The sequence below is a fragment of the Rhizobium sp. PAMB 3174 genome, from assembly GCF_052908375.1.
Map to the genome: position 1 here is coordinate 970,115 of NZ_CM128608.1, position 21,823 is coordinate 991,937.

Sequence of the window (21,823 nt, forward strand, 5' to 3'; positions counted from 1 at the left end):
ATATAGATGTTTTGATTTTTATCATGTCATTCGATGCCGGACAGGCGCAATATGTGAAGACTGCCGGCGGCGTCCGGCCAATGCATCGCTTCAGGAAAGGTCACTTCCATGTTTGCCAAGAATGTCGGTTCCGTCGATCGTATGCTGCGGATCCTCGTCGGCGTGGTTCTCATCGCGCTGTTCTTCCTCTATCCGGGTGCATGGTGGCGCTACTATGCCCTGATCGGCATAGTGCCGCTGGCCACCGGGCTTTTTTCCACGTGCCCGCTTTATTCGATCCTCGGCGTTTCGACCTGCCCGGCGAAAAAGAACTGAGCGGCATAACGCCCTCCGATCGCCATTTGCGGGTTGCATCTGCGGGTTGAAGCTATATCCCTTGTGCAGAATTTTGCAGCCAGGGGATATGAATGGCCGACAGGACCTTTTCGCTCGACGACTGGGAGGGGCGCAAGCGGGCGCTCCAGCCACTCCTCGCAGAAGCCGCCCAGGCGGGCGTGATCGCCGAGGCGCAAAGCGCGCCGCTTGCCGACTTCCTGCTGCATCGGGGCGTGGGCATCACCGCCGCACCTTCGCCGCAGAATGGTGAAGTGCGTGACACGCTCGACGAGCCGATCGCCACCGACCGGGCGACGGAAGAGGAGGAGAGCGAATCGCCGCGCTTCATCCGCGGCTATCACGACGTGCTGATCACCATCGGCATCCTCATCACGCTGGCCGGTCTCGCCGGGCTGACACCCTATTATGTCATTCTCGCCGCCGTGCTGCTGCTATCGGAAATCTTCATCCGCCGCCAGCGGCTTGCCCTGCCTGCCGTCGTCCTGACGCTCGCCTTCACGGTTTCGGCGTTCTATGCGGTGTCATCGCTCTACGTGACGATGACAGGTACGCCGGACCTCTTCGGCGCCGCTTCCGAAAAAGCGGATGCGCTGATCATCCTCGTCTGCGAGGCCCTGCTGCTTGGCGCCTATTACTGGCGCTACCGCGTGCCGATCGCTTTTGCCATGCTGTGCGTTTCCGCCGTCGCCTTCATTGTCTCCGCTATCGCCACGCCGTTCCTCGGACCGCTGCCGCTGGAGACCGCGGTCGGGCGCGGCATCGGCCCGTTCTTCATCGGCCTGTTCGGACTCACCCTGTTCCTGATCGCGCTCTATTTCGACCTTTCCGATCCGAAGCGGCTGACGCGGCGTTCCGACGTCGCCTTCTGGCTGCATCTGGTTGCCGCGCCCGCGCTCCTGAATGCGGTGTTCGTCACGACCATGAACCACAGCGGCGGGATGGGCATTGCCAATCTGCCGCTCAGCGCATCGCTGACGCTCATTGGTGCCGTCGTGGTGCTGATGCTCGCCGGTGTCCTGCTCGACCGCCGCGCCTTCGTCACCTCCGGCCTGCTGTCGCTTGGCTATGCCGTTGCGGGCATTCTGGAGACGGGTGCGCGGGGCGGTCTGTGGGGCCGGATATCGGACCAGTTCTCGGTCGTCGTGCTGGTCGTCGGCGCCATCGTGCTGATCATCGGTTTCGGCTGGCGGACGCTGCGCTCGGGCCTGTTGGCCATTCTGCCCGCACGGATGCGGGCGATCCTGCCGACGCTGCGATAAATCCATTTCCAGCCTGAGAGACTGATTCAGGCCAGCTACGCAACATGTTGAAAAGAAAAGAGCGAGGCGGTTTCCCGTCTCGCTCTTCGTCTATTGCGGTAAGCGCTTGTCTTACGTGTTGAAGCGGAAGTGGATGACGTCGCCGTCCTGGACGACGTATTCCTTGCCTTCGTCGCGGGCCTTGCCGGCTTCCTTGGCGCCGACTTCGCCGCCAAAGGCGATGTAGTCATCATAGGCGATGGTGTTGGCGCGGATGAAGCCGCGTTCGAAATCCGTATGGATGACGCCTGCGGCGGCGGGTGCCTTGGTGCCGCGCACGATCGTCCAGGCGCGTGTTTCCTTCGGCCCGACGGTGAAATAGGTGATGAGGTCGAGCAGGTGGTAGCCGGCGCGGATCAGCCGGTCGAGGCCTGCTTCCTCGAGGCCAAGGGCGCCCAGGAATTCTTGCGCTTCCTCTTCCGGAAGCTGCGCCACTTCGGATTCGATCGCCGCCGAGATGATCACGCATTCCGCACCCTGTTCCTTCGCCATGGCGGCGACGGCTTCGGTGTGCTTGTTGCCGGTCGCGGCGTCGGCTTCGGCGACGTTGCAGACGTAGAGGACCGGATGCGAGGTCAGCAGGTTGAGGCCCTTCAGCGTCAGCACTTCTTCCGGGCTCAGCGTCTTCAGGAGCAGGCGCGCCGGCTTGCCTTCGTTCAGGAGCTTGACGACGGCTTCCATGACCGGAAGCTGCGCCATGGATTCCTTGTCCTTGCCGGTGGCGCGCTTGCGCGTCTGCTCGACGCGGCGCTCCAGGCTTTCGAGGTCGGCGAGCATCAGCTCGGTCTCGATCGTGTCGGCGTCGCCGACCGGATTGATGCGGCCTTCGACATGGGTGATGTCGTCATCCTCGAAGCAGCGCAGCACGTGCACGACGGCGTCGACTTCGCGGATATTGGCGAGGAACTTGTTGCCGAGGCCTTCACCCTTCGACGCGCCACGCACGAGGCCGGCGATGTCGACGAAGGAGATACGCGTCGGAATGATTTCCTTGGACTTGGCGGCTTCCGCCAGCTTCTTCATGCGCGGATCGGGCACTGCGACTTCGCCGGTGTTCGGCTCGATCGTGCAGAACGGATAGTTGGCTGCCTGCGCGGCGGCCGTTTTCGTCAGCGCGTTGAAGAGGGTCGACTTGCCGACATTCGGCAGACCGACGATACCGCATTTGAAACCCATCGGGAAAACCTGTCTTTTCTTCCGGAAATTCTTTGCCTGCCTATGCGGGACACGGGCTTTCAGGTCAAGGGGAAAGCGGCGCGGCGGGGCCGCTTTGGCGATGTCAGAGCCAGTTGATGCGCCTTAGCAGCCAGAGCGTGGCGGCGGAACTGATCGTGACGAAGGCGACGATCAGGATGAAGGCCCAAGTGTCGTTGACGCCGGGTATGCCGCCGACATTCATGCCGAACAGGCCGGCGATCACGCTTGGCGGCAGGAGGAGGGCGGCGAGTGCTGCCAGCCGGTTGGAATTGCGGGCGATGCGCTCGCTGATGACGGTCGACAGGTCGTCGTGCAGGATCGAGGTGCGGTCGCGGATGGCGTCGAGATACTCGATGAAGCGCATCAGCTTGTCGATGACCTCGCGCATCCTGAGCTTGTCACGTTCGCCGAGCCACGGGGCGTCGTCATGTTCGATGCGGTTGAGGGCGTCGCGTTGCGGCGCGAGATAGCGGCGCAATTGGACGGCGCGGCGGCGAAGTGCCTTCAGGCGACCGCGCACCTCGCTGTCATTGCCGTTGAAGATCATGTCGTCGAGCTGATCGACCTCTTCGTCCATGTCGTCCAGCACGGGTTCGAGATCGCGGACCAGCTTGTCGGAGATGAGGGCGAGCAGTTCGCCGGAACGCTGCGGTCCCTTGCCGTTCTCGAGCGCCAGGCGGATGTCGCGAAGCGCGGTGATGTAATGGCCGCTGTCACGCAGCGAGACGACGCTTTCGCCGTCGACCCAAAGGTGGATCGGAACGAGGTCGATGTCGTCCGGCGCATCGTCGACGTCGTCCGGGGCGGTCGCGCAGACACCGCGCAGGATGATCAGCAACCCGTCGTCGATCGGTTCGACGCGGGGGCGGGTGTCTTCCTCCAGAAGGGCGTCCATGACCACCGGGTCTAGGCCGCTCTTCGTCCGGATCCATTCCGCTGCGGCCGGATGGTCGCGTTCCAGATGCAGCCAGACGACGCCTTCCTCGGGCTTGAGGCTGTCGACCGCCGTCAAATCGAGTTGCGTGCCGCCGCCGGCGCCATCGAGAAGCAAGGCGAAGCGTACTCCGGGCTCGGAGCCGTAGCTGACGGACGATCGACGCGATGACGCTGCTATGCCCAAGATCGTCTCCCCGTGCTGCAAAAGGTCAAGCTTCATCAGCGTCTTGCCCCGTGTGCCGAAAGCTTAGCAGCTTGGCCGACAGTCGCAAGCGGGGCAGGGTGACCTGTTGCTGCCGGCGGGCGGCATTGGATTCGGCGTCACGATGCTGTATGGTAGTGGCATTGGAACTCCATAAATTTTCCGCGCCCCATTCCGCCTGAAAACGGCGGCGCTTGCGCTTTGACGGACACGATTTGCTGCGATGAGCCAGAACGATACTGTTCTCAAACCGAAGACAGTGACCAAGCCGAAGCTGGAGCGGCCGCGGCTGCACAAGGTCATTCTCTTCAACGATGACTACACGCCGCGTGAATTCGTCGTGCTCGTCCTGAAGGCCGTGTTCCGGACCGGCGAAGATGCCGCCAACCACATCATGCTGACGGCCCATCAGAAGGGCTCCTGCGTGGTTGCCGTCTATGCCCGCGACATTGCCGAGACAAAGGCGAAGGAAGCGACGGACCTGGCCAAAGAGGCCGGTTTTCCGCTGATGTTCACGACCGAGCCGGAGGAATAGCGCGCAGCCCCGGGCGGCGCTCACTTCACCGATGCCTCCGGATTGCCATCTTGCTGCCGCTTTGATCGGTGCCAATCCAAAGTTGCTTCGGCATTCGCAACCATCGGACAATCATGCAGGCAGAGAGACTTCTTCCGGGGCCGGAGACCCCGTCCGGCGACCGGTGGTCTGTTGCCGTTTCCGTGGCGTTCCACGGCGTTCTTCTCGTCCTGTTGCTGCTGCTCACACGATTTCCGAGGCCGCAGGTCCGACCGACCGAAGAGAGCATCTCGGTTGCGATCGTGCCTTCCGTGCCACCTCAGGCGACGCGGCCCGCGCCGGCCATCCTGACCGCGCCGAAGGCATCCGCCACCGCTACTGCTCCTAACGTTCCGCCGCCATCCGCCAAGCCCGCTGAGCCGCCGCAGAGCCTGACACCGCCGGACGGAAGCCGGATGGTTCAGGCGAAGACCTTCTTTGCGGCAAGGACGCTCGCCGATCCGCGCAGTGCCAAGGCGGTGGCCGAACTCAACGGCGTGGCGCTCGACGACCGCAAGGAGCAGATCTGCAACCTTGAGGCCATGGAGCAGGTGGAGGCGTGGAAGAAGAGCCTGAAGACCGAACAGGTGATAGCCTATGCGCTGAAGGACACGCAGACCGACGGCGCCACCATTCGGGCCGACGGCGCGGCGATTCGTGCCAACGGTCTCTGGTACCGGCTCAAGTTCGACTGCACGCTTGGCGCCGACGACCGCACCGTGACGGCCTTCGCCTTCCAACTGGGAGACGCCATTCCGAAGGCGGATTGGGAGCAGTATTATCTGCCGGCGGGCGGCGACGAGGATTAGTCAAGACAGTTGGCCGCGCTAATCCTGCCTGATCTGAAAGCCCGTTTTCGATTGCGAGAAGCCGCAACTCTCGTAGAATTCGATCACGCCGGGGTTTCGCGCGCCTGTCAGCAGCATTACCTTGTAGCAATCGGCCTGGAAGGCCATTTCGATGGCTTTCCGGATGACTGCGCGCCCGTATCCCATGCGACGATGGTCTGGATGTGTGACGACATTCTCAATCAGCGCATAGGGTCTGCCGCCGCGTGTCAGGTTCGGGATGACAACAAGGGTGCAGGACGAAGCCATCTCGCTGCCAGCAAATCCCGCCAGTATTGTCATACCCGGGTGACGGTCGATTTCCGTGAACCGTCTGGCTGCCATATCCGAAGGCATGGCTGGCGTGTCGCCTGTCAGGTGGGAATACAACGCGATGAGCGCGGAAATGTCTCCCTCGACAACCGGGCGAACATCGAGAAGTGACATCCTGAGCTCCAAAATGTGCCGCAGCTAATCGTCCTTCTTGCCGAACATGCGCTTCAGCATCTCGGCCATCGGTCCCTTTTCGGGAATCTTCTGCTGCGTGGTCCTTGCCTGATGGATATGCGATTTGCCGGCCGGCTTGGCGGGAGCCTTGGCGGGCTTCGGGGCGGGAGCGTCGCTGCTGCCGCCAACGGCCAGCGCCAGCTTGTTCATCAGTTGCGAATCCTCTGCCTTCACCAGCATCTCGGCATTGTCGGCCAGCGCGTCCATCAACGGATCGAGCCATTCGCGATCGGCCTTGGCAAAGTCGCCGAGGACATAGCCGTGGACGCGGGCCTTGTCGCCCGGGTGGCCGATGCCGAGGCGTAGGCGCCGGTAGTCCTTGCCGCAATGGGCGTCGAGCGACTTGATGCCGTTATGGCCGCCGGAGCCGCCGCCGGTCTTGATGCGGGCTTTGCCGGGCAGCAGGTCGAGTTCGTCGTAGATCGCGACGATGTTCTCCGGTCCGAGCTTGTAGAAGCGCATCGCCTCGCCGACGGATTCACCGGAGAGATTCATGAAGGTCTGCGGTTTCATCAGCAGCACCTTCTCGCCGGCGATCTCGCCTTCGGAGATCTCGGCGCGGAACTTCTTCGACCAGGGCGCGAAAGAGGCGCGGCGCTGGATGGCGTCGACGGCCATGAAGCCGATGTTGTGGCGGTTTCCGGCGTACTTCGCTCCGGGGTTGCCGAGGCCGGCGATTATGAGCATGGCGGGGCCTTTTTCGCTTGAAGCTGTTCCACCGCTTCACCAACCCGAAACGCAGACGATGTCAAGTCTCGCGGCGCTGCTGACGCGTGGCGTCAGTCACCCGCCAACCCGTATTTCTCGAAGAGCTTCGCCTGCGTGCCGTCGGCGATCAGTGCGTCGAGCCCGGTCTGCATCTTCTTGACCGTCTCGTCGGGTACGCCCGGATTGCAGGCGATCGAATAGACGTCCTGAGCGAGGACGAGAGTCGACTCGATCGGCACGCCTTCGCGCTTCAGCTTGTCGTAGTATTTCTCGGAGATCGGCATCAGGTCGATGCGACCGGAGAGCAGTTTCTTCATGGTCAGTTCCAGATCGGTGGCGAGATCGATCCGGGCAAAGCCGTTTTCCTGCAGGATGGTCTGGGTGAAGTCGTCGCGTTGTGTGCCGACGTTGAACATTCTGGCATCGGCCAAGGACTTCGGATCGACGCCAGAGCCCGCCTTGCGAATGAGGACTGTCCGGCTGGTCAGCAGTGGTTCCACCCACTTGAAGGACGGATCGCGTTCCTGGTTGTGAACGGTGGTGAAGACACAGGTATTCGCATCCTTTTCGGCAAGCGCGATGGCGCGGGCCCACGGCATCATCTCCATCGTGTAGTCGATGCCCGCAGCCTTCATCAGAATCTGGACCTGCTCGATCGAGGAGCCCTTGTATTCGCCATTCTCACGGAAGTTGAAGGGCGGATAGGATTCGGTCGTCAGCGTCAGCGGCGCGGCATGCAGGACGGTCGGGATCAGAAAGGCGGCTACCAGGATGGCGTTCTTCAAAGGGGGGCTCCGTTCGGTTAAGACAACAGGCCACCGGCCGCCTTCTCCAGAGCGGCGGGCGAGAACTGGCGGATGATTTCGGCCACGGGCTTCGGGCGGCCGAAGTGGTAGCCCTGGCCGAACTCGATATCGAGGCCAAGCAGGGCTTCTGCCTGCTCCGGCGTTTCGATGCCCTCGGCGACGACCTGGCAGTTCATCTGCTGGGAGATCGCCCGGATGCCTTCGATCAGCTGACGGCTGCGCTTGGCGATCTCCGGATCGGGGCTGGTGAGCGAGCTGGTGAAGGACTGGTCGATCTTGACGATGTTGAAGGGGAAGCGCAGCAGGTAGCTCAGGGACGAGTAGCCGGTGCCGAAATCGTCCATGGCGATCTTGAAGCCGCATTCATGGATGGCGGCCAGAACATTGCTGATTTCCGGATTTCTGTGCATCAGCACGGCTTCCGTGATTTCCAGGATCAGCCGGTGCGGGGAAAGCCCCGCCGCCATCATCAGGTGGGCGAGGCGCGGCGCCAGATCCGGCGTGAACTGCAACGGCGAGACATTGACGGCGAAGCGTGTCTGGGACAGCGCCGGAATGGCCGACAGCTCCACCATCTGGCTGATGGCCTTCTCGAACATCCGGTCACCGACCCTGCGGATCGACCCGTTTTCCTCCGCGACCGCGATGACGCGGCTCGGCGGGATCAGTCCGTGTTCCGGGTGGTTCAGGCGCAGGAGGCATTCGAAGCCGGCCAGGGTGCCTTTTTGCAGGTTCATGACCGGCTGCATGTGCGCTTCGAACCAGTCGTCACGAAGCCCCTGATCGATCCATGCACCGATGTCGGCCTTTTCCCGGGCGGATTTGATCATGTCCAGGTTGAACAGTTCCGCGCCGTTCTTGCCATTGTGCTTGCGCACATACATGGCCATGTCCGAGCGTTGCAGCAGTTCACCGGCGCTGGAGGCCTGGGCCGGGTAAAGCGCGATGCCGACGCTGGCGCTCACCGACAATTCATGGCCGTCCGTCAGGATCGGCGCCTCGCAGGCGGTGACGATGCGCTCGGCGATTGCCGTGGCGGCCTTTTCCGCATTCTGGGCGGGCACGAGCACGGCGAATTCGTCGCCGCCGAGGCGGGCGATCCTGTCCTGGGCTCTCAACTGGTCGCGGATGCGGTTCGAGATGGTGCGCAGCACCTTGTCGCCATAAGCGTGCCCCAGGTTGTCGTTGATGGCCTTGAAGCGGTCGAGGTCGATCAGCAGGCAGGCGAGTTCGCCGCCGTTCTCATTGACCTCGGTCAGCACCTTGTCGAGTTCGTTTTCGAAGCCCTGCCGGTTCAGAAGTCCGGTGAGGTGGTCGGTGATCGCCTGCATCCTGTTGCGCTGCTCGGCGTCCTTCAGTTCGGTGACGTCGGTCATGACGGCGAGATTGACCAGGCCGTTGCCATCGTCCTGCTCCATCGGCACTTCCTTGATCAGGACGTCGATGACCCGTCCGTCCGCGCAGCCGAACTTGACCGTCGGATTGTAGTCGCCCTGCCATTGCGCGGCCTTGATCTTGTATTCGGCATAGGCTTCACGGCTGGCCTCATGCACGAAGGAGCCGAACGTCCGTCCCAGCACGTCTTCGCGGCGGTAGCCGGTCGCCAGCAGCCAGTAATCGCTGACGGCCACCAGTCGGTCCTGTTCGTCGACGGTGTAAAGCTTGGCGGGCGTCAGATTATAGGTGGTGGTGGCGCGGTCGTGCGCCTGCTTCAGTTCCAGCTCTTCCTTGGCGAGACGCGCCTGCATCTCGTTGAAGTTCGCGGCAAGTTCGCCCATTTCGTCCTTCGAGGAGCACTCGACCATGTGGCGTGACCCAGGAATGCGGGTGGCGCGGATCGCCTTTGTGAGTTTCTCCAGCGGCTTCAGGATGATGATCCGGCTGCCGACGATCGCGGCGACGGTGATGATCAGGACAGCAAAGGCGAAGATGCCGATCAAGGACAGTTCTTCGCTCTTGTGATTGGAAAGAAAGCCCGGCTTGGCGACCGAGATCGACAAGATGCCGACCCGGCGGACGCCATCGGGAGACTGATAGTCGATGGGTGCGGACAGATTGACAGTTTCGGTTTGCGGCTTGTTTTGGACGGACGTGAATTCGGTGGACGTATTGTTCGCGCTTTCGGTCACCTTGACGGCGTCGATGCTGGGGTCCGAGACAATCGTGTTGGCAATCTGCTTTACGCTCTCCTCGTCGAAGTCCCAGAGAGGCTTGCCCAGCGCCTGCGCGTTGGCGGCCAGAACGATCTGCGCATGTTCCAAGGCCTCGCGGCTGGCGCGCTCGCCGGACAGGTGGAAGAAGAGCAGGAAAAGCGGGACGACAAGCACGAAGAGCGCTGCGAGAATGATGGCGATAAATCGGCTCTGGACCGAGTTTGTCTTCATATGCTGCTATCCTCAATCGACTTCGCTGGGAGACGCGATATCGTCGGCGTTCCTCCTCCCGCTTTTGATCTGTGGCCGGCTTCGGGGCGCATGGAGCGTGAAGGCCGCAGAACTGCCGACGATCTTCATCGACGAGTTTTAAGCTTTGCTGAATAACCCGGTCGAAACAGCATTGGAGGCGGGGCAGGCGGGCCTCTTTCAGGCGCAAAGCCGAAAGCTGGTAAACATGGCCTTAAGGTGCGTCCGGTATCTGCGATCGCAGCGGCCAAGGATGCGCCGGCATGAAAAAAGCCCGCGCGCCGGATGCCGGTGCGCGGGCCCTGATCGTAACGATCGAAGAGGATTATTCTTCGGTGTCGCCGGATGCTTCTTCTTCGTCCTGGACGCCGCCAGCCGGCGTCGCGATCGTCGCGATCGTGAAGTCGCGGTCGGTGATGACCGGGGTCACCTTTGCCGGCAGCTTGACGTGCGAGATGTGAACGCCTTCGCCGATCTTCCAACCGGTGAGGTCGACCACGATGTGGTCCGGAATGGCATCAGCCGGGCAATGGACTTCGACTTCGTGACGAACGACGTTCAGAACGCCGCCGATCTTGATGCCGGGGCACTTGTCTTCGTTGATGAACTGAACCGGAACGGCAACGGTCACCTGGGTGTTGCCGGAAACCCGAAGGAAGTCGACATGCACGGTGAAGTCGCGGACGGGATCGAGCTGATAGTCCTTCGGCAGAACCTTGATGGACTTGCCGTCGACTTCGATCGTCGCAATGGTGGTCATGAAGCCGCCAGCGTGGATGCGCTTGGTAACTTCGTTCGTCGACAGAGCGACGGCGAGGGGAGCTTGCTTGTCACCGTAGATGACAGCGGGAATCATACCGTTGCGGCGAAGTTCTCGGGCGGACCCCTTACCAACCCGTTCGCGCGCTTCGGCCTTGAGCACGTAAGTTTCCTGGCTCATGGCATTTCCTTTCGCGTATTATTGGAGAGCGAACCGTGGCCGGGATATTCCGGGAGAGGTTCACTTGAAATCGGCAAATTGACCGGCTTCATCCGCCTTGCCTCCAAGGGTGTCTGGGCGGACCGGGGCGCTATAGACCAATAGTACCGGAAACGCAAGGGATCACGGTGCATAGCCTCGCTGCTGTTTGCGCGTTGTCAGCCCTACCGGGCAGCCGCGTCTGTCGCACTTTTGATACAGATCAAGGATACGCCTGAATTGTCTGCCTATATAAGATCCGATACATATTATGCAGGTGTGATATGCTCATGGCGTAATGTGTACGGACGCTTTGGGAGGAGCCGATGTCAGATATCCAGCATATCGAGCGGGTCTATTCGCTCGCCAAGCAGGGCTCCGCGGCGGCCAGCTCGCCGGTGGTGGCCTCCTGGCGACGTTGCATGGTCATGCACTCGATGGCGCCGGAAGAGCGCCGACTGCCCTTCCATCTCGATGATGCGGCCTTCCGCCAGGCGCTGGAACGCTCCGAACTGCTGGTCAATGAGGCCCGCAGCGAACTGGATCGCCTGTTCCAGACGGTCGGCAAGGCCGGCTGCTGCCTGATTCTCAGCGATGAAAACGGCATTGCGCTCGACCGCCGCGGCACCGTCGGAGACGAGAAGGATTTCAAGACCGTCGGCCTCTGGCCCGGCAATGTCTGGACGGAAGCGAGCGTCGGCACGAACGGGATCGGCACGGCCCTTGCGGACGAGCGTTCCGTGACGATCTATCGCGACCAGCATTTTCTCGCGACCAATATCGGCCTCGGCTGCACGACGTCGCCGATCCGCGACCATCAGGGCAGGGTGACGGCCGCGCTCGACATTTCCACCTGCCGCGACGACCTCAACGAGATGACGATGTCGATCCTCTCGCAGGCCGTGCGGGATACGGCGGGGCGGATCGAGACCAACCTGTTCCGCCGGGCTTTCCCGGGTGCGCGCATCATCATGGTGCCGCATGCCGCCAATCCGACGAACGCCCTTCTGGCCGTCGATCAGGACGATCTCGTCGTTGGCGCAACCCGCGCGGCGCGTCTCGCTCTCCAGCTCGATGATGCCCAGATCATGCGCGGTGTTCCGGCTGCCGACGCCTTGCAGGAAGCACGGGCGGACGAGGGCGGCGATCTGTTCGAGGCCGAGCGCGCGGCCCTGCGGCGCATGCTGTCGCGGACCAACGGCAATGTCTCCCAGGCCGCCGAACTGCTCGGCATCAGCCGGGCGACCATGCATCGCAAGATGAAGAAGTTCTCCGTTCACTGATGGGTTGTTTATAGTTTTAATATCTTCTCTGACTGGAGGCGTATTTTTCGGATTCGCCTCCATTTTTATATGTAAAATTTATTATTGATGCATGTGTATTATTGTTTAATTCAGCGCAATTGCGCTGTCGCACAAGTGATACAGTGTGCAGTGCGGCATTGTTCTTGGCATCTATCGCTGATGCCAATTAGCGCTCATCCTTCCTCCATCGGTTGCTCGAACATCGTCAAGGAGGATGACATGCTGCACCAGAAGATTATCGAAACCCCGTTCAAGCTGCGCTACGGGAACTTTATCGGTGGCGAATGGCGCGAGCCGGTTGCCGGCCGCTATTTCGAAAACACCACGCCGGTCAATGGCGGCGTGCTCTGCGAGGTTGCCCGTTCGGATGAGAAGGACGTCGAACTCGCTCTCGATGCGGCGCATGCCGCGAAGGACAAATGGGGCCGGACGTCGACGACGGAACGCGCCAATCTCCTGAACAAGATCGCCGACCGCATGGAGGAAAATCTCGAGGTCCTCGCCAAGGCGGAAACGTGGGATAACGGCAAACCGCTGCGTGAAACCATGGCGGCCGACATTCCGCTCGCCATCGACCACTTCCGTTACTTCGCCGCCTGCATTCGCGCCCAGGAAGGCACGATCGGCGAAGTCGACCACGACACCATCGCCTACCACTTCCACGAGCCGCTTGGCGTCGTCGGCCAGATCATTCCGTGGAACTTCCCCATCCTCATGGCTGCCTGGAAGGTTGCTCCGGCGCTGGCCGCCGGCAACTGCGTGGTGCTGAAGCCTGCCGAACAGACGCCGGCCTCGATCCTCGTGCTCGCCGAACTGATCGGCGACCTGCTGCCGCCGGGCGTGCTCAACATCGTCAACGGCTTCGGCCTTGAAGCCGGCAAGCCGCTGGCCTCCAGCCCGCGCATCGCCAAGATCGCCTTCACGGGCGAAACCTCGACCGGCCGCCTGATCATGCAGTATGCGTCGCAGAACCTCATTCCGGTGACGCTGGAACTTGGCGGCAAGTCGCCGAACATCTTCTTCGCGGACGTGATGCAGGAAGACGATGCCTTCTTCGACAAGGCGCTCGAAGGGTTCGCCATGTTCGCGCTCAACCAGGGTGAAGTGTGCACGTGCCCGAGCCGCGCGCTGGTGCAGGAATCGGTCTATGACCGCTTCATGGAGCGCGCCGTCGCCCGCGTCCAGAAGATCAAGCAGGGCAACCCGCTCGACCTTTCGACGATGATCGGTGCGCAGGCCTCTTCCGAACAGCTGGAGAAGATCCTGTCCTACATCGAAATCGGCAAGGGCGAGGGCGCCGAGGTGCTGACCGGCGGTGGCCGCAATGTTCTCGAAGGCGATCTCGCCGGCGGGTTCTATGTCGAGCCGACCGTCTTCCGCGGCCACAACAAGATGCGGGTCTTCCAGGAGGAAATCTTCGGCCCTGTCGTGTCCGTCACGACCTTCAAGGACGAGGCCGAAGCGCTGGAGATCGCCAACGATACGCTCTACGGTCTTGGTGCCGGTGTCTGGAGCCGCGATGCCAACCGTTGCTACCAGTTCGGCCGCGGTATTCAGGCCGGCCGCGTGTGGGTCAACAACTACCACGCCTATCCGGCGCATGCCGCCTTCGGTGGCTACAAGCAGTCCGGCATCGGTCGCGAGACCCACAAGATGATGCTCGACCACTACCAGCAGACCAAGAACATGCTGGTGAGCTACAGCCCGAACGCTCTCGGCTTCTTCTGAGATTGCCGACAGGCGGTCACCTCAACAGCGGGCTTCCGGCGTTTTGCGCCGGGAGCCCTTCGGTTATTCGGGAGGAAACGAACATGCCGGAAGACAATGGCACCGAACCGCGCGTCATCGCCTCCGACGCGGCTCTCAATCTGATTTCCGAAATCAAGGCGGATCATCCGGACATCCTGTTTCATCAATCCGGCGGCTGTTGCGACGGCTCGTCGCCGATGTGCTATCCGGCCGCCGAGTTTCAGGTCGGCGACCATGACGTGCTGCTCGGCCATATCGGCGGGGTGCCGTTCTACATCGGCGGCAAGCAGTACGAGGTCTGGAAGCACACGCAGCTGATCATTGACGTGGTCCCCGGACGAGGCGGCATGTTCTCGCTCGACAATGGCCGCGAGAAGCGGTTCCTGACGCGCGGCCGTGTCTTCGGCGAGGACGAGGCCTGTCCGCTGCCGGGGCGTTGAGAGCGCTGCCTGCAAGTTGAATGAAATCAGGCCCTTGCGGAGGGTTCCGAAGGGCCTGATTCAATGTCTTGATATTCTGATTCAGCCGGCTGGCGGCCTCGCTGCCATCAGTCGAACAGGCTCGAAACCGATTCTTCCTGGCTGGTGCGGTTGATGGCTTCGCCGATCAGGCTGGCGGTCGAGATGACGCGGATGTTCGGGGCGGACTGGACCGCGGTCGTCGGTTGGATGGAGTCGGTGATCACCAGCTCCTTCAGCTTCGACGAGGTGACGCGGGTGACCGCGCCGCCCGACAGCACGCCGTGGGTGATGTAGGCCGTGACGCTGGTCGCGCCGTTCTTCAGGAGCGCCTCGGCGGCGTTGCAGAGCGTGCCGCCGGAATCGACGATGTCGTCGATCAGGATGCAGTCCTTGCCATCGACGTCGCCGATGATGTTCATGACTTCCGACTCACCTGGACGGTCACGGCGCTTGTCGACGATCGCGATCAGACAGTCGAGGCGCTTGGCGAGCGATCGCGCGCGAACCACGCCGCCGACGTCGGGAGAGACGACCATGACGTTCTTGGTGTCATAGTGTTCCTTGATGTCGCGCGTCAGGATCGGCACGGCATAGAGGTTGTCGGTCGGGATGTCGAAGAAGCCCTGGATCTGACCGGCATGCAGGTCGAGCGTCAGAACCCTGTCGGCGCCTGCCTCTGTAATCAGGTTGGCGACGAGCTTGGCGGAGATCGGCGTGCGGCCCGATGCCCGGCGGTCCTGGCGGGCATAGCCGAAATAGGGAAGAACGGCCGTGATGCGCTTCGCCGAGGATCGGCGGAAGGCATCGATCATAATTAGCAGCTCCATCAGGTTGTCGTTTGCGGGAAACGAGGTCGACTGGACGATGAAGACGTCCTCGCCGCGCACGTTTTCCTGGATTTCAACGAAAATTTCCTGGTCGGCAAATCGCCGGACACTGGCTTTCCCCAAGGGAACATTGAGATATTTGCAGATCGCTTCGGCGAGGTGCCGGTTCGAATTGCCTGCGAAAACCTTCATTTTGGCCGCCTGTGATCATTCTGATGGCCGCTTAATAACGCCACCACCTCTTAATTCAAGGGGGCGCATGGGTTCGCATCCCGTTATTTTCAAGTTTTAGTCACAAATCTGCAGTGCGGCGCATGGAAGCGTGCTCACCCGGCCGTCTGCTTCCAGGAGAGATAGGAGGCGATCGTGTCGGCGGCGATCTTCTGCATGACGCTTGCCGGCACGCTCGCCCAGGCATCGCTCTGGACCGGGCCGGGCACGGTTTCCTGACCCTGGATGCGATGCAGGCGGCTGCCGGCATTGTCGAGCACGTCCCAGACATAGATGACGGTCACGCCGTTGTCGCCCGAGGCGGAAGAAAAATAACCCTTGAGGATATCGCCGCCGCTGGCGTCGGCCGCCGGCTTGATCGTCAGGCCGCGGTTGCGCGCTTCCGTTCCGAGTGCCTGCGACAGCGGCGTGACGGCGCTGACGGGGGCGCCGATGATCGGGAGAAAGCGGATGGCCGGGACGCTTGCCGCCGCGGCGATCTGCGGCGTCAGCATCGTGCCCGTCGGTGCCGGCTGCACGGTAGCTTGCGCCGGCGCCGTCATCGGCTGCTGCTGTTGCATGTCGTCGGTTGCGGCGATCTGCGATCCGGCGGATTGCGGCGGAGGCGGAAACTGGCTGGTGTCTCCCGGATCGCTTTCGATCTGCTGGGCTTCCTCCTGCGCGAGAGGCATGCCGACGGAGGCGGAAGAGGGTTCTCCGACGGGAAGCGGTGGCGTCAGGGCGTCGGTCGAAGTGCAGGCGGTCGTCAGGCCCGTACATGCGACAACAACAAGCGTCGAGACTATCGACTTCATGACGCCTTACCTCTCAGACGCGGCTTGCAGGGCCGCTTATTCCGCCGCTTTCCGTTTCTACTTTAGCGGTTTTCCCCCCGTTTCCTTCACATTTTATGAAAATCCGCGATATGGCGCCTCAAGCTGTGACAGTTCTTGTCACGAGCGTTAACGGTTCATGAAGTCGAGCGGGTGGCGGGAGAGTGAGCGGGGGCGCTCCTCGGTGGTGAGATAGGTCTGGCCAAGCGTCATGGCTGTGCCGGTATCGGAATCGGCGATGATCATGTGGACGAAGAGGCTCATGCCGGGCGCGATTTCCTGCGGGTTGCCCGCATGGAACATCTGCTGCTCCATCCATGAGGGAGCAAAACGGGCGCCGAGCGAATAGCCGCAGGCGTTCAGGCGGTGGCGCGTCAGGCCGCGTTCGTCCATCATCCGGGCATGGGCGTCGAACACGTCGCCGAACGTCTTGCCTGGGACGAGCACGTCCTCGATCGCCCTGATATTGTCGACGCAGGCGCTGTAGAGTTCGTGATGGCGCGGCGAGGGCTCGCCGATGACGACGGTGCGCATCATCGCGGCATGGTAGTGGGCACTTACCCCGGCCCATTCGAGCGTCACCTGGTCGTTGGCCGACAGGGTGCGGCGTCCGGACTTGTAGCGGCAGAGCAGCGCATCCGGGCCGGAGCCGATGACGAAGGCATTGGCGGCATAGTCGCCGCCGCTGGCGAGCACAGCGCCCTGCATGGCCGCAAAAATATCGGCCTCGTCGCCGCCTTCCTTCAGATAGGGCATCGCCGCATCCAGTGCGTCATCGGCAAGCTCGGCGGCCCGCTCGACGAACTCGATCTCTGCGGGGCTCTTGATCAGGCGCAGTTGTCCGACCAGCGCCGAGGCGTCGATCAGTTGCGCAAAAGAAGTGAGCTGGTCGTCGACCAGGCGCGCGGTGTGTCCGGTCATGCCGTGCGTGTCGTATTCGACACCGATGCGGGCTCCGAGCAGGTCCATGTCGCTCAGCAGGTTCTTCAGATCGGAGGAGGGATCGGCCTTCAGCCGGTCGACCCAGACGACGATGTTTTCGATCGTCGAGGTGTGGCGGGCCTGACGCAGGTCCGGGGAGCGGGTCAGCAGGGCCATCTCGCCGTTCGCCTTGACGACCAGCGTCTGGAAGAAGCAGAAGCCCATCGTGTCATAGCCGGTCAGCCAGTACATGCTCTCCTGGGCGAAGAGCAGCATGGCGTCGAGCTTGTCGTCCCGCATCTTTTCGGTCAGCCGAGCAAGCCGCATGGCGTATTCGTGGCGGTCGAAATGCAGTGCCATATCAGGTCTCCATGATTGCGATGGCCGAGATCTGCCGCCCGTAGTCGGGCTCGCCGCGATGCGTCGTGCGGCGGTAGGAGAAATAGCCGTCTTCGTCCTCATATGTGCAGATGCCGAGGCATTCCGCCTCGATGCCCGCCTTTTCAAGCCGCATCAGGGTGAGACCCTGAAGATCGAACATGGCATGGCCCGGTTTCGGGCTTGCGGTAAAGTAGCGCTCATAGGCCGCGTCGTGGCTGGTGAAGCGCTCCACGAATTCCGGTCCCACTTCGTAGTTGCGTCCGCTGATCGACGGCCCGAGAGAAGCCTTGATGTGCGCGCGCTCGGCGCCGAGCGCTTCCATGGCCTCGATGGTGCTTTCGAGAACGCCGTAGAGGGCGCCCTTCCAGCCGGCATGGGCGGCGCCGACGACCCGGTTGACCGGGTCGCAGAACAGCACGGGGCCGCAATCGGCGGTCAGGATGCCGAGGACCAGGCCGGGGACTGCGGTCACCAGCGCATCGGCTTCCGGGCGATGGCCGTTCAGGGGCTCGGAGACCGTTACGGCGATGTTCGAGTGGATCTGGTGCACGGTTTCGAGACGGCCCGGGTCGGCGTCGAACCAGCGGCTGACGCGGGCGCGGTTTTCGACGACGCGCGCACGCTCGTCATTTGAGCCGAGGCCGGTGTTCAGCCCCTGATAGATGCCTTCCGATACGCCGCCCTTGCGGGTGAAGAAGCCATGCCGGATGCCCGCTTTCGTGCTGTCGGCAAGCATGGGGCTGATAACCGGCTCAGGCTGGGTGTCCTTGTGCATGGGGCCATGTTCTTGTTGTTTCAGGAAAAAGTGGTGTTTCGCCCGGACCCGGTTCGTGCCGGGTCTCGCAAATCATCTTGTCGTTCTTGCGCGGGATGTTGGCTTATCGCAAAGGCCCGTGTCAATCCGGGCGGCTGAACGGCCTCAGTCCGGCAATCGGATAGGAAACCGCCAGAACCTTGAAGAGTTCCCCCATGCAGCCTTCGCCTTCGCCGGCAAGACGGGCGACAGCGTTCATGATCTCCTGCTGGATGGCGGGGCTCTTGTCGCGTCCCAATGCCGCAGCCCGCTCGCGCAGGCCGAGGCTCACCAGAAACTCGCCTTGGTGGGCCATGCCGTTGATGTGGACGCCGGCGGCGGCGGCCGTGCGGACCAGATGCTCGAAGTCCACGTGGCTGGTTAGGTCCGCCTCGCCCGGATGAGCGAGCGGCGGATCGAACTCGTGCATGCGCACGGCCTGCAGCGTGTCGCCGAAACCGGAAACCAGGTGGCCGTAGTCGATGATGAGCGCCGTGCCGCCGAAACCCTTCAGCCGCTCGCAGATCGTCATCATCACGGACTGGCGGGCAGGGGAGATCTCGAAAACCGTGCCATAGGGGCGGGCGCGGGCATCATCGGGCAGCAGCGACTTGTCGAGGGTCGCGGCGCCGACGGTAAACGTCAGATTGTCCTCCGCGTCGAGACCGACGAGGCGTTCGCGGAACCCTGTATCCGTCTTGACGAACTGGCGCAGCGGGATCGCATCGAACAGTTCGTTGGCGGCGAGCAGGGTGAAGCCGTCGGGCAGTTCGTCGAAGCTGTCATGCCAGCTGATGCGGCCCTCGTGCTGGGCCAGCGTGGCGGCTTGCATTTCGCGCAGCCTTGGGCTGGTCTCGACCAGGTGGATGGTCAGGCCCGCGTAGAGCTCCGGAGCGGTCCTGGCGATGACGCGCAGCATGTCCGACATCATCGTGCCGCGGCCAGGGCCGATCTCGGCAAGGCGTACGGACTCCGGCCTGTCATGTGTCTGCCAGGCCTGCACCATGAAGATGCCGATGATCTCGCCGAACATCTGGCTGACTTCCGGCGCGGTGATGAAGTCGCCGCTCGTGCCGAACGGTTCCCGCGTCTTGTAGTAGCCATATTGCGGGTCGGCGAGGCAAAGGGCGAAGTAATCAGTGACGCTGATCGGGCCGGACGCCCTGATCAGCGACTTGATTTTCTCTCCAAGCGGGGTGCTCTGCGCCATGGGGTTCGCCTCAGGCCTCGACCGTGCGGGCGGCGCGAAGCGCGCGCACGATCGCCCAGACGCCTGCAAGCACCATCGGCAGCGAGAGCAGCATGCCCATGGTCAGCCAGCCGCCGTAAAGGTAGCCGAGCTGGGCGTCGGGCTCGCGGAAGAATTCAACCGTGATGCGCGAGATGGCGTAGAAGGTGACGAACAGGCCGGCGATTAGTCCCGGCTTCTTCAGCGCGCCGAAGAAGAAGATCGCGATTGCCAGAAGCGTGAAGAGGATGATGCCTTCGAGGCCGGCCTCGTAGAGCTGGCTCGGATGGCGCGGGAAGGGACCACCGGTCGGGAAGATGATCGCCCACGGCACGTCGGCCAGCCGTCCCCAGAGTTCGCCGTTGATGAAATTGGCGATGCGGCCGAAGAAGAGACCGATCGGCACGACGGCCGATACGGTGTCGATCAGGCTCCAGGCGGGAATGGCATTGTTGCGGGCAAACAGCAGCATGGCGATCAACGTGCCGGTCAGCCCGCCATGGAAGGACATTCCGCCGTTCCAGATCTCCAGGGCCCGCAGCGGATTGGCTATGACGGACGGCAGGTCGTAGAACAGGATGTAGCCGATGCGTCCGCCGAGCACGATGCCGAGCGCCACCCACAGGATGAAATCGTCGAGTTGATCCGGCGTCAGCGGCGCTTTGTCGCCGGCCCACAGCCGGTTGTTTTTCGCCAGCAGCCGGGCGTAGTACCAGCCGCCCATGATGCCCGCGACATATGCCAGGCCATACCAATGAATCGGAATCGGACCGAGCCGGATGGCAACCGGATCGATGTTGGGAAAATTGATCAGTGCTAAGGCGTTGGCAATTAACAGCAAATTTGTGATCCGTCCGATTTTTGCGGAACATGCCGCTCAATGTCTGCCTGGTCAAGGCGAATCTTTACGCAGCCAAAGATGTCCGAAGCTTGGCGGATGGCGGGTTTGCCGGATTTGTCTTGCAACCTTCATGGCGGCGTCTTACCTGATAGGAAGAGCATTATCTGACGGCCACCGCAGACGGGTGGCCTTTCGCGGCACGCCGAGAGGAGCACGAAGATGTCGACCGGACCGAACCGTTTCATGGATGAATTCGCCAAGCTGATGACCGATGCGGCGGGCGCCGCGCAGGGACTCGGCAAAGAGGTCGAAACGATGTTTCATACCCAGGCCGAGCGTTGGGCAAACAGCATGAATCTCGTCAAGCGCGAGGAGTTCGAGGCGGTGAAGGAAATGGCGGTGAAGGCGCGTGAGGAAAACGACGCGCTTGCCGCCCGGATCGAAGCCCTCGAAAAGAGACTCGAGGCGTCGGGCAAGTAAGCCGACCGTCTTTATGTTGCGACTATGCTGGATGGTCGGGAGTAAAATCCCGGCCATTTTTCGTTTCCGCAACGTTCGTCCACAGGACGAAGGTCGTTGCCGCCCGATTCCCAAGCCTTTTCAAGGATTTTATTTACACCCTGTGGACAGGCCCAAAAAACGCAATTGCCTGAATCCCTTATGAGTCAGGTTTGAAACCTCGCCCAAAGCTCAAAAACGGGGTTTGGGTGTAAAAGCCCGGTGAAGGGGCTGTTCCACTGACTCCGCCATTATATGCTGATTTTAAATGATGATTCGAAACGGTGTTGGTCAGTTCCGGGCATGCTCTGCCGCCTAGGCTCGATTCCGTCGGACAATCATCGCGGGAGAGTTTCCGGTCAGTTGTATGAGCGTCCTTCAGTTTGTTCGCAAACCCGAAGAGCCACAATCATTCCGGTCAAAAAGGTGCTGCATGAGCCTTGTGGATTTTGAAATTGAACGCCAGTCAAATCCGGTCGACATGATCGAATTTGTCGCCTCGAACAACGACTGGTCGTTCGAGCGTTCCGGAGAGGACGAGATCGCCATGACCGTCGAAGGTCGCTGGGCGGATTATCACGTCTCCTTCTCCTGGATGGAAGAGTTCGAAGCCCTGCATATCGCCAGTGCCTTTGACATCAAGGTCCCGGAAAGCCGGGTCAATGAAGTCATCCGGCTCCTGTCGCACATCAACGGCCAGGTGCTGATGGGGCACTTCGACCTGTGGCGCAACGAGGATGTGGTGATTTTTCGGCAATCGCTGCTGCTGTCGGGCGGCGCGGAGCCGACCAACCAGCAGGTCGAGGTTCTGCTCTCCAACGCGCTCGAGACCTGCGAAGCCTATTTCCAGGCCTTCCAGTTCGTCGTCTGGTCCGGCATGGATGCTGCGAGCGCCATGGCCGCCGTGCTTTTCGAGACCGTCGGCGAAGCCTGATCGGCGGCGCGGTTTTCATCCGGCCCTCATGGGCCGACACAATTCTGCGGAGCCGCCGTCCCTGCGACAGCGGCTCCGTCTGCTTTTCCGGGCACCCTTTGCCGCCGATGTTT

22 protein-coding genes are annotated in these 21,823 nt (G+C 62.0%); 9 read left to right on the top strand and 13 right to left on the bottom strand.

The window, feature by feature from the left end:
- Positions 1–108: 108 nt before the first annotated feature.
- The gene (locus ACU5AY_RS04575; protein WP_446823600.1) at positions 109–315 is read left to right on the top strand and encodes a YgaP family membrane protein; all 207 of its coding nucleotides are present in this window, start codon (positions 109–111) and stop codon (positions 313–315) included.
- A 92-nt stretch (positions 316–407) separates the two neighbouring features.
- Positions 408–1,595: a hypothetical protein gene (locus tag ACU5AY_RS04580; RefSeq protein WP_446828178.1), complete on the top strand. Its 1,188-nt coding sequence runs from the start codon at positions 408–410 to the stop codon at positions 1,593–1,595.
- Between the two features lie 111 nt (positions 1,596–1,706).
- Here the strand turns inward: ACU5AY_RS04580 and ychF are convergent, their stop codons facing one another.
- Both ychF and ACU5AY_RS04590 read right to left on the bottom strand, forming a co-directional pair.
- Positions 1,707–2,810: a redox-regulated ATPase YchF gene (ychF, locus tag ACU5AY_RS04585; protein WP_261929563.1), complete on the bottom strand. Its 1,104-nt coding sequence runs from the start codon at positions 2,808–2,810 to the stop codon at positions 1,707–1,709.
- Between the two features lie 103 nt (positions 2,811–2,913).
- Positions 2,914–3,951 carry a CorA family divalent cation transporter gene (locus ACU5AY_RS04590; RefSeq protein ID WP_446823602.1) on the bottom strand — a complete coding sequence of 346 codons (1,038 nt, stop codon included), beginning with the start codon at positions 3,949–3,951 and terminating at the stop codon, positions 2,914–2,916.
- Positions 3,952–4,192: 241 nt separating this feature from the next.
- On the opposite strand from ACU5AY_RS04590, the gene clpS reads away from it, so the two are divergent.
- Positions 4,193–4,504 (top strand): ATP-dependent Clp protease adapter ClpS, encoded by a 312-nt coding sequence (gene clpS / locus ACU5AY_RS04595; protein WP_261929565.1) that lies wholly within the window; start codon positions 4,193–4,195, stop codon positions 4,502–4,504.
- Between the two features lie 113 nt (positions 4,505–4,617).
- Positions 4,618–5,331, top strand: a complete 714-nt coding sequence (locus ACU5AY_RS04600; protein ID WP_446828179.1) for a DUF930 domain-containing protein — start codon at positions 4,618–4,620, stop codon at positions 5,329–5,331.
- 18 nt (positions 5,332–5,349) lie between these two features.
- Here the strand turns inward: ACU5AY_RS04600 and ACU5AY_RS04605 are convergent, their stop codons facing one another.
- From ACU5AY_RS04605 to ACU5AY_RS04625, 5 genes are all read right to left on the bottom strand, one after another.
- A complete protein-coding gene (locus ACU5AY_RS04605) occupies positions 5,350–5,796 on the bottom strand; it encodes a GNAT family N-acetyltransferase (RefSeq protein ID WP_446828180.1) in 447 nt (148 codons plus the stop codon).
- 24 nt (positions 5,797–5,820) lie between these two features.
- Positions 5,821–6,543 (bottom strand): aminoacyl-tRNA hydrolase, encoded by a 723-nt coding sequence (pth, locus tag ACU5AY_RS04610; protein ID WP_446823605.1) that lies wholly within the window; start codon positions 6,541–6,543, stop codon positions 5,821–5,823.
- A gap of 92 nt (positions 6,544–6,635) precedes the next feature.
- The gene (locus tag ACU5AY_RS04615) at positions 6,636–7,349 is read right to left on the bottom strand and encodes a substrate-binding periplasmic protein (protein ID WP_446828181.1); all 714 of its coding nucleotides are present in this window, start codon (positions 7,347–7,349) and stop codon (positions 6,636–6,638) included.
- A gap of 17 nt (positions 7,350–7,366) precedes the next feature.
- On the bottom strand, positions 7,367–9,754 hold the full coding sequence (locus ACU5AY_RS04620; protein WP_446828182.1) for an EAL domain-containing protein: 2,388 nt from the start codon (positions 9,752–9,754) through the stop codon (positions 7,367–7,369).
- A gap of 343 nt (positions 9,755–10,097) precedes the next feature.
- Complete coding sequence (locus ACU5AY_RS04625; RefSeq protein WP_446823608.1) at positions 10,098–10,712, bottom strand: 50S ribosomal protein L25/general stress protein Ctc; 615 nt, start codon at positions 10,710–10,712, stop codon at positions 10,098–10,100.
- Between the two features lie 344 nt (positions 10,713–11,056).
- Between ACU5AY_RS04625 and ACU5AY_RS04630 the strand changes: the two genes are divergently transcribed.
- From ACU5AY_RS04630 to ACU5AY_RS04640, 3 genes are all read left to right on the top strand, one after another.
- Positions 11,057–12,013 carry a helix-turn-helix domain-containing protein gene (locus ACU5AY_RS04630; RefSeq protein ID WP_446828183.1) on the top strand — a complete coding sequence of 319 codons (957 nt, stop codon included), beginning with the start codon at positions 11,057–11,059 and terminating at the stop codon, positions 12,011–12,013.
- A gap of 240 nt (positions 12,014–12,253) precedes the next feature.
- Entirely contained in the window at positions 12,254–13,762 is a 1,509-nt protein-coding gene (gene adh / locus ACU5AY_RS04635) for an aldehyde dehydrogenase (protein ID WP_446823610.1), read from the top strand.
- An 83-nt stretch (positions 13,763–13,845) separates the two neighbouring features.
- Positions 13,846–14,223 (top strand): DUF779 domain-containing protein, encoded by a 378-nt coding sequence (locus ACU5AY_RS04640; protein ID WP_446828184.1) that lies wholly within the window; start codon positions 13,846–13,848, stop codon positions 14,221–14,223.
- Between the two features lie 107 nt (positions 14,224–14,330).
- On the opposite strand, the gene ACU5AY_RS04645 is transcribed toward ACU5AY_RS04640, so the two are convergent.
- The 6 genes from ACU5AY_RS04645 to lgt all read right to left on the bottom strand — a co-directional run bounded on the left by ACU5AY_RS04645 (position 14,331) and on the right by lgt (position 20,278).
- Positions 14,331–15,263, bottom strand: coding sequence for a ribose-phosphate pyrophosphokinase (locus ACU5AY_RS04645; protein WP_446823612.1), 933 nt, complete (start codon positions 15,261–15,263; stop codon positions 14,331–14,333).
- Between the two features lie 134 nt (positions 15,264–15,397).
- The gene (locus ACU5AY_RS04650) at positions 15,398–16,096 is read right to left on the bottom strand and encodes a hypothetical protein (RefSeq protein WP_446828185.1); all 699 of its coding nucleotides are present in this window, start codon (positions 16,094–16,096) and stop codon (positions 15,398–15,400) included.
- Positions 16,097–16,243: 147 nt separating this feature from the next.
- The gene (locus tag ACU5AY_RS04655; protein WP_446828186.1) at positions 16,244–17,395 is read right to left on the bottom strand and encodes a M24 family metallopeptidase; all 1,152 of its coding nucleotides are present in this window, start codon (positions 17,393–17,395) and stop codon (positions 16,244–16,246) included.
- A gap of 1 nt (position 17,396) precedes the next feature.
- Positions 17,397–18,191, bottom strand: a complete 795-nt coding sequence (gene pgeF, locus ACU5AY_RS04660) for a peptidoglycan editing factor PgeF (protein ID WP_446828187.1) — start codon at positions 18,189–18,191, stop codon at positions 17,397–17,399.
- A gap of 121 nt (positions 18,192–18,312) precedes the next feature.
- Positions 18,313–19,419, bottom strand: a complete 1,107-nt coding sequence (locus tag ACU5AY_RS04665) for a class I SAM-dependent methyltransferase (RefSeq protein WP_446828188.1) — start codon at positions 19,417–19,419, stop codon at positions 18,313–18,315.
- A gap of 10 nt (positions 19,420–19,429) precedes the next feature.
- The gene (lgt, locus tag ACU5AY_RS04670) at positions 19,430–20,278 is read right to left on the bottom strand and encodes a prolipoprotein diacylglyceryl transferase (protein WP_446828189.1); all 849 of its coding nucleotides are present in this window, start codon (positions 20,276–20,278) and stop codon (positions 19,430–19,432) included.
- 219 nt (positions 20,279–20,497) lie between these two features.
- Between lgt and ACU5AY_RS04675 the strand changes: the two genes are divergently transcribed.
- Positions 20,498–20,758 carry an accessory factor UbiK family protein gene (locus ACU5AY_RS04675; RefSeq protein WP_446823617.1) on the top strand — a complete coding sequence of 87 codons (261 nt, stop codon included), beginning with the start codon at positions 20,498–20,500 and terminating at the stop codon, positions 20,756–20,758.
- A 451-nt stretch (positions 20,759–21,209) separates the two neighbouring features.
- Positions 21,210–21,710: a YbjN domain-containing protein gene (locus ACU5AY_RS04680; RefSeq protein WP_446823618.1), complete on the top strand. Its 501-nt coding sequence runs from the start codon at positions 21,210–21,212 to the stop codon at positions 21,708–21,710.
- Positions 21,711–21,823: the final 113 nt, after the last annotated feature.